Below are 13,718 nucleotides of genomic sequence, written 5' to 3'. Positions count from 1 at the left end.
CTTTTTAGCAAAAATTACATACTTTTTTCTTTAATCTAAACTTCATTAAATTATGCAAAAACTTATTGGTTCAATCCTGTTAATTTCAGGTACTTGTATAGGTAGCGGTATGATAGCACTGCCTATGGTATTAGCAAAATTAGGTATAATACCTAGTATAATATTGATGTTTATAATTTGGTTTATAATGTATTATACTTCTTTAATTAACTTGGAGCTTAATCTTCAAGCGGGTAAAGGCTTAACACTTGGGACACTTGGAAAATATTTTTCAGGACATACTGCTCAAATCATTGGTACGGTAAGCCTTAAGCTCCTTTCATATGCTTTACTTGCAGTATTTATATATGGAGGCTCTTCAATATTACAGAAGTTATTAGCTTTAGATACAAGTATAACTGATATAGGAGCATGGTATGTTATTATTAGCATTCTAATATTATTATTACCTCTAAAGTTAGTAGATTATATAAATCGAGTACTATTTATCGGGTTGCTTATAATAATTGCAATTTTAGTTATTGGACTTGTTTCCATGATTCAGTGGGATAATTTACCTTTATTCTCACCAAATTATAAAGAAATATCTATATGGGGCGTAGTAACTCCGGTAGTTTTTACTTCATTTGGTTTCCAAGTAATCTTCCATACCTTAACTAATTATTGTAACAAAGATGCTAAAATGCTAAAGACGGCGTTTTTATTTGGCAGCTTAATTCCTGCAATAGTATATATAATTTGGACTTGTAGTATTCTTATTGTAGTACATCATAATAATCCAACATTTTACCAACAAATGATTACAGGTAATGTAGAAGTCGGAGATTTAATTAAGGAATTAAGTAATATAGCAAAATGGCAGTTCGTACAATTATTAGTTTGGATAATTTCAACTCTTGCTATCGCTACCTCAATACTCGGAGTAGGAGTAGGGCTATGTGATTCTCTTAAAACTATGTTTATGAATTCGATACCGAATGTAGTAAGTCGTAATATGACCGCCGCTATTGTTACTATATTACCGGCCTATATTGTAGCAGTAGTAGTACCTAATGCTTTTATTACAATTTTAGGGTTTGCCGGTATGATTCTTGTAATAATTGTAATTTTATTACCGGTTTATCTGTTATATAAAGCAAAGATAAAGAATTTTTATTATCCTGAATTGCAAAAACAATATCTAATTATTATATGCGTAATTATTGGAATGCTTATAATGGGCTATGAACTTGTTAATATATTAGCTAAATAATATATAGTAATATTGAAAAATAGGAATTATGATAATAGAAAATAATACAAAGACAATCAAGCAAGCAGGGAATAACGGGCAAATATCCTTAGGAAAGAAATATGCCGGTAAGTTCATTCCTGATAATGAGATGTGGCTTTATAGGGACAATAATAATGAGGTGCTTGATAAAGCAATAAAATGGGTAGAAAAAAATAAACGACAAACGTCGTCATTGCGAGGAAGTTACGAAGTAACTGACGAAGCAATCTCGGGAAACATTCCTGAGATTGCCACGCTCACTAACGTTCGCTCGCAATGACGGCTTGGTGTCCACGCAATAATGACGTTAAAGTAATTCTGATTTAATTAGAACTAAAAGTTCTTTTCTCCAAATTACCAAATTTAGAAAATTGACTATCATAATAAAGCGGAACATTTCCAACCGGTCCGTTACGATGTTTTGCAACAATTATATCGGCAATATTATATACTTTATTGAGCTTATCTAACCATTCGGCATGTTTAGCATCGCCTGCTGCCGGTTCTTTTCTTGTTAAATAATATTCTTCACGATAAATAAACATTACTATATCAGCATCCTGTTCTATAGTTCCTGATTCTCTAAGGTCGGATAGCATAGGTTTTTTATCCTCACGTAGTTCTACCGCTCTTGAAAGCTGAGATAACGCAATAACTGGAATATTTAACTCTTTTGCTATTGCCTTTAAACCTTGGGTTATTTCTGAAATCTCGCTAACTCTATTTTCAGATTTACTTACTCCTCTAATTAATTGTAAATAATCGATAAATAATATACCGAGATTATGTTTACGTTTCATTCTTCTAGCTCTTGTTCTTATAGCGGAAATAGATAGAGCAGGGGTATCATCGATAAAAAATTGTAATTCCGATAAAGTATTTGCTTCTTTGCGAAGACGGTTATATTTTTCTTCACCTAGAATCCCCGTACGAAGAGAAGTAGAATCAATTTCTGCACACATTGAAAGTAGACGTGTGGTTAGCTGTTCTGAGGACATTTCTAAGGAGAAAAAACCTACCGACTGAATTTCCTGATTATCCCTAATATTTTTAAGACGCATATTATTACAGGCGTTAAGTGCAAGATTTATAGCAAATGCTGTTTTACCCATCGATGGACGTCCTGCGAGAATTAAAAGATCGGAATTATGAAAGCCGAATAATTTATTATCTAGATCAAGTAAACCTGTAGATATACCGATTACGTGATCGTTATTTTTCATAGCTCTATTGATGCTAGCAAGGGATTCCGAAATAGGAATACCGATTCTGGTAAAACTCTTTTCATTTAGGCTTTCGCTAGCTAAATCGTAAAGTTTAGCCTCGGCATGTTCAATCTGTTCTCTTGCTTCAATCTCTAATGAGGAGTTATAAGCGTCGTTTACTACTTCTTCACCGATATTGATTAAATTACGCTTTATTGCTAAATCATATATTATTTTACCGTAATCAACCGGATTTATTACCATCATTGACATAGTTATCAATTTTGCTAAATATTCCGCTCCTTCTATTTCTTGAAATAGTTCATCTTGAGTTAACATACTACGTAAAGTAATAGGTGTAGCTATCAAACCTTTTTCGGTAATTTTTTCAATTGCGTTATAGATTTTTTGATGAATAGGTTCGAAAAAATGTTCACTACGCAAAAATTCCGATACATAACTAAGTAATTCATTATTAGTTAGAATTGCTCCAAGTAGCATTTGTTCTGCTTGAACATTTGAAGGTAAAACCCTTGGGATAGGAATATCTGCTTCTTCGTTAGCAGCTATGTTTTTGTCATTATTTATTTTATTACGTGCCATTGTTGTTTGTTAAATTATTATATGGTTTGAAAAAAAGAAGCACTTTATGTCATTCCCGCATAGGCGGGAATGACATAGGAGCCATGCAACAAAGCTTAAAGCAGGACATTTTATATTATTCATTCTTTGCTTCATTTCTACGTTCAGCGATTAATTTATCTACTAAACTTTCTTCAGGTGGAAAATATTTATTAATGGTCTTACGGGCTTTTTTTAATGCAAGTTTTAATAGTAAAGTTGATACTTTATTGCTTATAACTCCCCCAGCGTTTAATTAAATTAGTTTCAATATCGAAAAAATCTAAAACTCTAGTAATAGAATGATTTACTATATCATCTATTGCTTTAGGATTATTATAAAAAGCCGGCACGGGCGGTGCTATGATACCGCCGTAATTCGCTACTTTTAACATATTTTCTAAATGTCCAATATGCAAAGGCGTTTCACGGGTCATTAAAATAAGTTTCCGTCTATCTTTAAGTACAACACCTGCTGCTCTACTAATTAAACTATCTTCCATTGAGTGAGCGATACTTGCTAAGGTCTTCATACTACAAGGGGCTATTATCATGCCTGAAGTTTTAAAAGAGCCGCTTGAAATAGTAGAACCTAAATCTTTATCATCATAATAATAATTAGCGAGAAACTTAACTTCATCTATAGAATATTTAGTTTCAAGCTTTATAGTAAGAGCTGCTCCCTCTGAAATAACTAAATGAGTTTCGATATTTTGTTCTTTTAGTACTTCAAGCAAACGAATACCGTATATAGCACCTGATGCTCCGGAAATTGCTATAATAATTTTTTTATCTTTATTCATCTAGGTTTCTATAATTTATCAGTTTAGTATATAATAAAAAAAAAATTATAAAATACATTATATATGCGAATAGCAAAAATATTATTACCGGCAGCAAAATTATTCCCTCTAGATTATTTAATCCCTGAAAGTTTAGTTTTAAATATCGGCGATCTTGTCATCGTGCCTTTTAGAAGTAAAGAATTAACCGGCATAGTATGGGAGTTTGCTACTATTCCTGAAGCATCGAAACTAAAAACCGTAAAAGAAAAAGTACCGCTAGATTTAAGTATTACTTCAGAAGTTTTAGAATTAATTAAATGGTTGAGTAGCTACTATATGTCAGAACTTGGGAGTATAGCCAAGTTAGTATTACCTATAGATATTGCTGAAAAACCGATTAAAGTTAAAGAGCAGAAAGTAAATAATAGCTTTGTGCTACCTGATTTGTCGGAAGAGCAGAAACAAGCAGTAACAATTTTGAATGAAAGTAATAAGCCAACACTTATTAAAGGTGTTACGGGATCAGGTAAAACAGAAATATATTTTCATCTAATAGCAGATTACTTAGTAAAAGGTAAACAAGTGCTTATTATGCTGCCTGAAATTGCTTTAAGTACACAAATTATTAATCGTTTTATAGAGCGATTCGGTTTTGAGCCTATCATATGGAACTCAAGCGTTACCAAAGCTCAAAAGAAAATGATTTTAAGAGGTATATTAAGCGATAAAGTTAAAGTAGTAATTGGGGCTAGAAGTAGTTTGTTTTTACCTTTTAAAAATCTCGGTTTGGTGGTTATAGATGAAGAGCATGACGATTCCTATAAACAAGATGACGGTATATTATATAATGCTCGGGATACGGCTATCGTAAGAGGTACATTTGATAAAGCACAAATTGTTTTGTGTTCGGCAACACCGTCTATTGAAACGATGTATAATATAGAAATAGGTAAATATCAATTGGTTACATTGGTTAATAGATACAATAATGTCGATTTGCCGAATATAGAAATAATCGATATGACTAAAGAAAAGCTATCTAAGAATTCCTATTTATCCAAGATTCTTATAGAAGCTATCAAAGATAATTTAGATAATAAAAAGCAAGTATTATTGTTTCTTAATAGGCGTGGTTATGCTCCGCTCATGCTATGTAAAGCTTGTGGTCATAGATTTACCTGTAAATTCTGCTCTTCTTGGATGGTAGTACATAAAGCGACTAAAAAACTTGAATGTCATCATTGCGGTTATCAAAGTAAAATTTTTAGTTCTTGTCCTGAATGTCTAGAGGATGAAACATTAACTATCTGTGGTCCAGGTATAGAAAGAATAGAGGAAGAAGCGAAAGCACTCTTTCCTGAGAATAAAATTGCGGTGATAAGTAAAGATCATGCTAAAAACCCTGAAAGAATAGCACAGCTTCTACATCAAATGGAAAATTTAGAAATTGATATATTAATAGGAACGCAAATGATAACGAAAGGCTATCATTTTCCAAATCTTACTTTAGTTGGAGTAATAGATGCCGATCTTGGGAGTAATAACGCCGATCTTAGAGCATCTGAGCGGACTTTCCAGCTACTACATCAAGTAGGCGGTAGAGCGGGTAGGGGAGATGGTAAAGGTGTAGTATATTTACAAAGCTATTATCCTGATAATATAATTTTTAGTTATGTTAAAGCCGGCGATGAAGATAGTTTTTTTGCAAATGAACTTGAAATAAGAAAATCAGCAGATATGCCGCCATTTTCCAAAACGGCATCGGTAATTTTATCAGGTTCCAATGAGTCTAAAATTTTAGAGATTGCTAGAGCTATGGTCCGAATTGCACCAAAAGCAAACGTGAAAATTTTAGGACCGGCAAGCTCATTAATGTCAAAGCTCGCCGGTAAATATCGTTACCGGATACTTATTATAGCCGATAAGAAATTTAATTTGCAGAAATATTTAAAATTTTGGCTAAGCCTTATAAAAATTCCTTCTTTTTGCCATCTAAAAATAGATATCGATCCTAAAAGTTTTTATTAGCTTCTATATCTTTCTCCTTTATTCTTCGACGGTGGAACATTAGATGAATGAGGAGAAGGATTAGTAAGAGATTTTTGTATTTCTGCTATAGCTTTTTTAGTATTTTGAGTAGAATTTTTTATAGCGTCTTTATAAAAAGCAGCTTTAGCTTTATCTCCGGTAAAAGAATATTTTATAAAATTACCAATATTTTTCCAAATAGGATTATTATCCATTTTTGTAATTTCTTCACACCATTTACCTACCTCTTTCAGTTTTGCTTCAACTTTAGTTATAGCAGCTGGATTATGTTTATTATCATCATAAATTTGAATAAGGTTATTTACTTTTTCTTTAAATTCAATGTGTTTTCTACTTTGTTTTAAATGACCTATTATATCATCATTGTTTACTAATTCTCTAAGATTATCAATTATATCAGGTAATTTAGGTGGTTCAGGTAATTTATAATGTTGATTGATTTTCTCAAATTTATCTTTATGTGGATGATTCTTTATTAGCTCATCTTCTATAAAAGAAACAAACTCCTTTTGAGGTACTCCTACTTGATTTATTAGTCGTCCTAATGATTGTTCATAAGCTTTAACAGTAACATCAAGACGCTTTCCTGCCATAGAATTGCTTAATTCTATATAGCGGCTAAATTCCGGAATAAAAGCATCTTTGGTATCAATATTATGATTTTTAAAAAATTTCTCTATTTTTTCTTGTACGGTTAAATTAGATTGTTTTTTAGGTGTTTCTTCCGGTACTTTTGTTTGTTCCGGAGCGGGTTTTGAAAAAATAATAGGCTTTTGGGTTTCTACTTGTGGAGATGTGGTATCGACAAATATATCAAGTGCTTGGGAATGTGTAGTTAAGTCAGTCTGTTTTTTATGTTCCTCGTTCCATGCCTTTATTTTCTCAGGAGTAGGTTTTGGAGGAACAGCCGGTTTTGTATTTTTTGGTGGGGTATCTGATATATTTGATTTTTTTTCCCACTCTTTTATTCTATCTTTTACTGATTTTGGAATATTATCTTGTGCCATATTAAGCTCCTATATTTATTTACATAATTAAACCATATTTTTATTTTCGTTAGTTTGCTTAAATTTTTTATAAATTGCAAGTAAAATTTCTTTTTGTAATGCAATATTTTTACTATAAGATAATTAGGTTATATATTTTATATATTAGAATCCAAGTTATTAACTAAAATGAGATGTGAATTTTATGTACCCCCTTATTAGACTTAGAAGAAATAGAAAAGCTTTTTGGCTTAGAGAATTAATAGCCGAAAGTAGCTTATCGGTTAATGATTTAGTGCTGCCTTTATTTGTTGTTGAAGGACATAATGAAAGACAAGAAATTAAAACTATGTCCGGTATATATCGCTACTCTATAGATCAAATAGTAGAGACGGCAAAAAAAGCAGCAGGACTTGGTATTAATGCTATTGCATTATTTCCTAGTATTGATCAAAGTCTAAAAAGTGAAAATGCCGATGAAGCTTATAATTTAGATAATTTAATATGTAGAACTATTAGAAGCATCAAAAATGCTAATATTGATATCGGTATAATATGTGATGTAGCACTTGATCCTTACACTACAAGCGGTCATGATGGTATTGTGCATCATGGGGAAGTTGATAATGATAGATCGGTAAGAGCTTTATGTAATCAAGCATTAGTGCTAGCAAAAGCCGGAGTAGATATTGTTGCACCTTCCGATATGATGGATGGAAGAATCGGGGCTATAAGGGAATATCTTGACAAAGAGGGATTTATAAATGTTGGAATTCTTGCTTATGCCGCTAAATATGCTTCAAGCTTTTACGGTCCGTTTCGTGATGCTGTTAAGAGTAATAAAAAGAATTATTTAGATAAATCAAGCTATCAAATGGATGTACGTAATATTAAGGAAGCAATGCTTGAGATTGAGCATGATATAGCAGAGGGATCCGATATGGTTATGGTGAAGCCCGGTATGATGTTTTTGGATGTTATTCGTGAAGCGGCGAATAATTTTAATGCTAAAATTTTTGCATATCAGGTTAGCGGAGAATATGCAATGTTAAAATTTGCAGCAGAAGCAGGGGCAATTGATTGGGAGAAAGCTTTGATGGAGTCATTAATTAGTTTTAAACGTGCCGGTGCAACCGGTATATTTACCTATGCTGCTCTTGAAGTAGCTGAAATATTAAATAATACCCGATGAACTTCAAAAATTGGCTACGTCGTCCTACAAATACTGCGGTGTTCACGTATTAAGTATACGCTCCGCTCCTCGTCTTGTGGACTCCTTGCTCTTTTTGAAGTTGATCTTCGTATATATAATATATATATTTTATTTAATTGGAATTAAATATACTTAAATCCAAATTTTGTATTATGGAGCGAAAAAAATGATCAAAGATAAGAAATCAGTAATTAAAGGTTGGAATTTTTTAAAGCCTAAAGGAGGCGGAGCTAATGAAGCAGGAGAGCATGGCGGCGTATATCAAAGCTCAGACGGTAAAATTACGGCGATGATAAAAAAAGAGGCTTCAAGCTCAAAAAATATAGCCGAGTTTTTAGGCTCCCAAATTTTTGAAGCTATAAGTCCCGGGAATGGAGCAAAGGTTAATTTAATTGCTCCTGATGATTTTAATAAATCTAAAGCCGTTGATTCACAAATATATGTCAAATCTGAATTTTTTGAGAATTATAGTAGTGATATGTATGTGGACATGGATAAACATATGTCTGCTAAAACTAAACCGAGTTCTTGGTTTAGAAAGGACGGCGGTAGACCGCTTTTTATGGGGGCTAGAAATAAATTATTTAGAACCTTAGAAAATGCTTTTAAGGAAATTAAGTATCAGAACTTTGAAAACATTATGCCGGCAAGTTTATTGATCGGCGATTTTGATATACATGTTGGAAATATAGGTGTTATCAGAGATCAAAAAAATCCAAAAACTTTACCTAAATTAGTAAGAATTGATTTTGCCGGTAGTTTTGATAATTTAACAAATAATATATATCCGCATTCAAGAGCCAAACATTTGCCTGGATTCGGTCCCACTAACCATTTTAGAGAATTTCCTTCTAATTTAAGAACAAAAAATCCTAATTTTGCCGATAGCTTACTTGCAGTTTCTAAAATTGATTTAAGCAAAACCATTGATAAAAGTTTTGATGAATTAACTAAATATTATAGTAATGAAGCAATTGCAGAATTTGCAAAACAAGCAATGCCAAAGAAATTTAATAATAAAAAGTCTAAAGAAATAATGCCTGAAGAAATTAAGGCTAGTTTAATAGATACAATGAAAAAAAGGCAAGAGTCCTTAAAGGAATACGGCTTAGAAATTAAAGTAAATAGCTTAATTTCTAAAAAATATAGTTTTCCTTATTACGAAGTGAAAGAGCAAGGATTAAAAACATTAATGAAAGAATATCCTGATTATTTTGAGAAAATTCTTAATTATGAAGAAAGAAAAAAAGGAGGACAAAAACTTAAATTAAGAAATAAAATTACTACTAGTTTTGCAAGAATTTTAGAAATACTCGGTATTAGGGATAGTGCGAAAAAACATTTAATAAAGACAATAAAAAGTTTAAATGAAGATATTAAAGATGAAAGAAATTTAGCTGATTCTTCTGATAAAATAAAGAAAGAACCAAAACAAAAATCAGCAAAGACAAATATAGATGCAAATAGAGAATATGTAGACGCTCTAGAAAAATTTAAGAAAGAAGTCGGAACGGATGATATTGTTAGTGTTACTCCAAGTCAATTAGGTTTAGCTAAAAAAGCTAGAAAGTTAGATGAAGATATTAAAGATGAAAGAAATTTAGCTGATTCTTCTGATAAAATAAAGAAAGAACCAAAACAAAAATCTGTAAAGACAAATATAGACACAAATAGAGAATATGTAGACGCTCTAGAAAAATTCAAGAAAGAAGTCGGAACGGATGATATTGTTAGTGTTACTCCAAGACAATTAGGTTTAGGTAGAAAAACTAAACAGAAAGACCAAGATTTATTAAAATTAGATGAAGAAGATCTAAAACATATAAAGAATCTAAAAGAAAAGGTTATGAAGCCTACAAAAATTACTTCGGCTAGTGTTGTTAATAAAAAGTCTACACCGGCTAAAACGAGATAATAAATGAACCGAGCAACAAGAAGCCTACAACTAAGTAATTAATCAGTAAAAGCCCATATAGCATAGGAAGCTTAATTATCTCAATCTTTTTAGAAAAATACATGGCTTTTACTACTTTAAGATAATAAAAAGCAGCAACTACGCTGGTAAAAATACCACAATAAGCTAATATGAATTCTTCTTGATTAATTGCTTGGTAAAAAAGGTAATATTTACCGAAAAATCCTGTGAGAGGAGGAATTCCGATCATCGAGAACATAACTATGCTAATTATGGCAGCTATAGTTTTATGGTTCTCTGCAATTCCTTGTATAGTTTTAAAACTAGCTTTATCGGCGTCTTTACCGAGTAGCATAATTAAGCAAGTAAAAAATCCTATACTTCCTACCGCATATATTAGAATATATAGTAAAGCTGCTTTATACCCTTCTTGATTATGCAGAAGAACGCCGATTAATACATAACCGATATTTAAAATAGTACTATAAGCCATTAATCTTTTTAGAGAAGTTTGACGAATGGCTCCAAAAGCTCCAAACAGCATAGATAATATAGCAATTATCTTTATTAAATTATAATTAATAGGATAGTAATTACCTATAATTAATTTACTAATATTTAATAAAACAATAACCATACCTATTTTTGAGGCAGCGGTGAAATAAGTAACCGAACTAATCGGTGATCCTTCATATACGTCAGGGACCCAAAAATGGAGTGGAACGCTTGAGAGTTTAAAGAAAATACTACTTAAAAATAATACAATACCGATTATTAAACCAAGATTCATCCCAGAATTATTATTTAGTTTATATAAGATATCCTCAAATTGTAGGCTTCCGCCGAATCCGTATATAAAAGAAATCCCGAATAATGATAAACAACTAACTAAACTACCTAAAATAAAATATTTTAAAGCACCTTCCGATGATTTAATATCATTTAATTTGAATCCTGCAAGTGCATATGAAGTTAAAGCAGTAAGCTCCATACCGCAGAATAATAATAGAAAATTCCGTGATGAAATTGCAACAAAAATACCTACGACCGATAATAATATTAAAGTGATAAATTCAAACTTTAATTCCTCAGCAATAAGAATAGAGTAATCACGGTATATAATCATGGATATAATAGTGAATAGCAGCACTATGCTTTTACTAATACCGATATTTATTCCGGTAGCAAATGAGTACCATACTCCTTCATAGCTTGAGTACTTAAAGGTAAGAAAAATTGATAATATACATAATAAAATAATGATATTAGAAATAATTCTATTTTTATTTGGGATAATTACGGCAAAAAATTGCCCTAAAAGTGCTATTAAAGTCAAAGTTATTTCAGGAAGTAGCAGTAGCATATAAAACTAATATTATTTTATGGAAATATAGATATTAGTAAATAAATCATTTTTTATCAACAAACTTATATATAATATTGAACTTTAATACTACCTCTAATTAAAATTATTTTCTTCGTAAAATTTTACTTAGCTCTAATCCCATAATAATTATTGCGACTTGATAATTATTAGTTGCAATAAATAAAAAAATAAATTATTTTGGTTAATCAATTTTAAATTGCTTAAACAAATTTAAATTCTTAAACTCACACCTATAATTGTTTTAATCTAATTAGGTTTTCTAATAAAATATATTTTCTACCATTAAGTAAAAATATGAAGCCTTCTACTTCAAAATCAGTAACTGACAAGTTAAAAATCTTATATAGCTCTCACAATACTTTACCAAAGTTAATAGAAGATGAGAAAATCAAAGCTCAGTCTTTAGAGGAATATTATGTAAAATTACAGATATTACTGAGTGAAGATGATGAAGCAGGTAAAGCAGCATTACGCGATAAAGTTGTTGGAGAAAAGAAATCAGTAGAAATAGAGAATATTTTTAAAGCCATAGATACAAAAGAAAAGATAAGGGGGCTGCTTAAGAAAGAGCTACCTAATAAGGAGTATCAAATTGATAATATAGTTGAGTTACTAAACGAAGAAAAAAATGAGAAAAAAAAGTTTGATATACTTCGCAGGAATCTACCTAATAAAAGTGAATCGGAAATAAAAAATATAGCTGAATCGATAAGCAGAATTCAAGCAGATATAGGTAAAGTATTGTTACTTGGTAGTGCAGGAATAGGTAAAACTACGTTAATGCACTATCTATCTTATAAATGGGGAAAAGGGGAGTTATGGAACGATAAGTTTGATTATGTTTTTAGAGTTAAGTTAAAAGAGCTATTAAATGAAAGTTGGAAAGACGGTTATAGTGGGTATTTTGATATTAATAATTTATCTCAAAGTAAGCTTAATTGTTTTATCCATTATTGTTTAGGCGGTAGCGAAAGTACCTTAAGCGTTAAGAAAATAATGGATATCCAAAATAAAGATAAGATGTTGTTATTACTTGACGGATATGACGAAGTAGCACATTTAAATATTCGAGATGAATTTAAAAAGTTAATAGATAAAATATTAGAATATAAAAACGTAATAATGACTTCTAGACCTAATGCGGTTATAGAAGAAATGAGTAACAGGTTTGAGCGGAAAGTAGAAAATACAGGCTGGGATAGTGAGGGAATAGAGCAATATGTAAATAAAAATTTTGAGTATGATAAAGAGCTAGGAGTGCAATTAAAAAGCTTTTTGGATACTCATAGCCAAATAAAAGAAATATGCGAAGTTCCTATCAATACTGCATTAATATGTTTGGTTTGGAGCGATAAAGATATAAGGGATAAATTTCAAAAAAACAGTGATGAAGATTTTAATATAAGTCAGCTATATCAAGAGGTGGTAATATGGCTTGGAAAAAAATATTTTCAGAAATTTGAAAATGAAAGAATAGTAAATATTACTGACGGACAAATATTATCTACACCTGAATTGCAGTTCTTACAAGAAATAGCCTTTGAAGCTTTGGTAAATACAGGGAAGCTAGTAACACATCAATTAATAAAAGCAAAGTTAGACGATAAGAATTTCAAAACTCTTAATATAGAAAAAATAAATAAGCTTGGGCTGCTTAAAGCAGAAGAAACGGGCGAAAGCATAAGAAATCTAAATCATCAATTTATTCATTTAACATTTCAAGAATATATAGCTGCATGTTATTTAAAAAATCAGTTAGCAGATAACATCACAAAATACAAAGCAGCGAATTGTATAGGTAAGCATAGAAACGACCCGAAATATCTAATGACTCTGAAGTTTTTAGCCGGAATAGTAAATAATGATAATAATCAAGAATTAATAGAAATATTTTGGGAAGCCGTAACATGTAATGTTGATGGTATATTAGAGCTAGGAATTGAAAGAAAGATTATATTATTAATGCACTTGTTAGCTCAAAGCAAAATTAATGGGAAATTTGATAACAGAATACCAAATCTAACACAAATCCAAAATTTAATAGATGATATTGTATTAAAAGATATTACAATTTGGGAACAACATATAATAGACAGCGGCTATTTATCGGAAAAAATAATTAAAACAGTAAATGAAAAATTACGAAAAAGCAAAACTGATTTCCAGGAATTAAAAGCATCTGTAGGAATAATAACCAGTTTGGTAAATAGGCATGAATGGGGCAGTAAAACTAAAGTTTATACAAGATTAATCAGCTTATTAAAAGTTTAAAATAAGCAATTAA

Annotated in this window: 9 protein-coding genes and 1 pseudogene; 6 read left to right on the top strand and 4 right to left on the bottom strand. The window is 30.8% G+C overall.

Annotated elements, in window-relative coordinates; genetic code table 11:
• Positions 1–52: 52 nt before the first annotated feature.
• Together RF_RS09060 and RF_RS04625 are read left to right on the top strand one after the other, a co-directional pair.
• Positions 53–1,224, top strand: a pseudogene (locus RF_RS09060) (amino acid permease); the annotation flags it as partial.
• A gap of 56 nt (positions 1,225–1,280) precedes the next feature.
• The gene (locus RF_RS04625) at positions 1,281–1,553 is read left to right on the top strand and encodes a hypothetical protein (RefSeq protein WP_011271189.1); all 273 of its coding nucleotides are present in this window, start codon (positions 1,281–1,283) and stop codon (positions 1,551–1,553) included.
• A 43-nt stretch (positions 1,554–1,596) separates the two neighbouring features.
• On the opposite strand, the gene RF_RS04620 is transcribed toward RF_RS04625, so the two are convergent.
• The gene (locus tag RF_RS04620) at positions 1,597–3,081 is read right to left on the bottom strand and encodes a replicative DNA helicase (protein WP_011271188.1); all 1,485 of its coding nucleotides are present in this window, start codon (positions 3,079–3,081) and stop codon (positions 1,597–1,599) included.
• Positions 3,082–3,326: 245 nt separating this feature from the next.
• Positions 3,327–3,902 carry a UbiX family flavin prenyltransferase gene (locus RF_RS04615; protein WP_011271187.1) on the bottom strand — a complete coding sequence of 192 codons (576 nt, stop codon included), beginning with the start codon at positions 3,900–3,902 and terminating at the stop codon, positions 3,327–3,329.
• A gap of 63 nt (positions 3,903–3,965) precedes the next feature.
• On the opposite strand from RF_RS04615, the gene RF_RS04610 reads away from it, so the two are divergent.
• Positions 3,966–5,912: a primosomal protein N' gene (locus RF_RS04610; protein ID WP_011271186.1), complete on the top strand. Its 1,947-nt coding sequence runs from the start codon at positions 3,966–3,968 to the stop codon at positions 5,910–5,912.
• Here the strand turns inward: RF_RS04610 and RF_RS04605 are convergent.
• Entirely contained in the window at positions 5,909–6,940 is a 1,032-nt protein-coding gene (locus RF_RS04605; protein ID WP_011271185.1) for a hypothetical protein, read from the bottom strand. The two genes, RF_RS04610 and RF_RS04605, sit on opposite strands and share 4 nt — an antisense overlap.
• Positions 6,941–7,124: 184 nt before the next feature.
• Here RF_RS04605 and hemB point away from each other — a divergent pair, with 184 nt between their 5' ends.
• Both hemB and RF_RS04595 read left to right on the top strand, forming a co-directional pair.
• On the top strand, positions 7,125–8,111 hold the full coding sequence (gene hemB / locus RF_RS04600; RefSeq protein ID WP_039595078.1) for a porphobilinogen synthase: 987 nt from the start codon (positions 7,125–7,127) through the stop codon (positions 8,109–8,111).
• Positions 8,112–8,298: 187 nt separating this feature from the next.
• Entirely contained in the window at positions 8,299–10,047 is a 1,749-nt protein-coding gene (locus RF_RS04595; RefSeq protein WP_011271183.1) for a hypothetical protein, read from the top strand.
• Here the strand turns inward: RF_RS04595 and nuoN are convergent.
• Complete coding sequence (nuoN, locus tag RF_RS04590; RefSeq protein ID WP_011271182.1) at positions 10,034–11,410, bottom strand: NADH-quinone oxidoreductase subunit NuoN; 1,377 nt, start codon at positions 11,408–11,410, stop codon at positions 10,034–10,036. The two genes, RF_RS04595 and nuoN, sit on opposite strands and share 14 nt — an antisense overlap.
• Before the next feature lie 318 nt (positions 11,411–11,728).
• Between nuoN and RF_RS04585 the strand changes: the two genes are divergently transcribed.
• Positions 11,729–13,705 carry an NACHT domain-containing protein gene (locus RF_RS04585; RefSeq protein ID WP_011271181.1) on the top strand — a complete coding sequence of 659 codons (1,977 nt, stop codon included), beginning with the start codon at positions 11,729–11,731 and terminating at the stop codon, positions 13,703–13,705.
• The last annotated feature ends 13 nt before the right edge of the window (positions 13,706–13,718 follow it).

Origin of the sequence: Rickettsia felis URRWXCal2, assembly GCA_000012145.1 — a bacterium.
In the GTDB taxonomy this organism is placed as follows: Bacteria; Pseudomonadota; Alphaproteobacteria; order Rickettsiales; family Rickettsiaceae; genus Rickettsia; species Rickettsia felis.
Note: the sequence above shows the minus strand (reverse complement) of the source record. Positions and strands in the feature narration are given on the sequence as shown.

Bases quoted from the DNA above. Each gene is read 5' to 3' on its own strand.
- nuoN (WP_011271182.1), bottom strand. From the start codon at position 11,410: ATGCTACTGCTACTTCCTGAAATAACTTTGACTTTAATAGCACTTTTA.
- RF_RS04595 (WP_011271183.1), top strand. From the start codon at position 8,299: ATGATCAAAGATAAGAAATCAGTAATTAAAGGTTGGAATTTTTTAAAG.
- RF_RS04615 (WP_011271187.1), bottom strand. From the start codon at position 3,902: ATGAATAAAGATAAAAAAATTATTATAGCAATTTCCGGAGCATCAGGT.
- RF_RS04610 (WP_011271186.1), top strand. From the start codon at position 3,966: ATGCGAATAGCAAAAATATTATTACCGGCAGCAAAATTATTCCCTCTA.
- RF_RS04625 (WP_011271189.1), top strand. From the start codon at position 1,281: ATGATAATAGAAAATAATACAAAGACAATCAAGCAAGCAGGGAATAAC.
- hemB (WP_039595078.1), top strand. From the start codon at position 7,125: ATGTACCCCCTTATTAGACTTAGAAGAAATAGAAAAGCTTTTTGGCTT.
- RF_RS04605 (WP_011271185.1), bottom strand. From the start codon at position 6,940: ATGGCACAAGATAATATTCCAAAATCAGTAAAAGATAGAATAAAAGAG.
- RF_RS04620 (WP_011271188.1), bottom strand. From the start codon at position 3,081: ATGGCACGTAATAAAATAAATAATGACAAAAACATAGCTGCTAACGAA.
- RF_RS04585 (WP_011271181.1), top strand. From the start codon at position 11,729: ATGAAGCCTTCTACTTCAAAATCAGTAACTGACAAGTTAAAAATCTTA.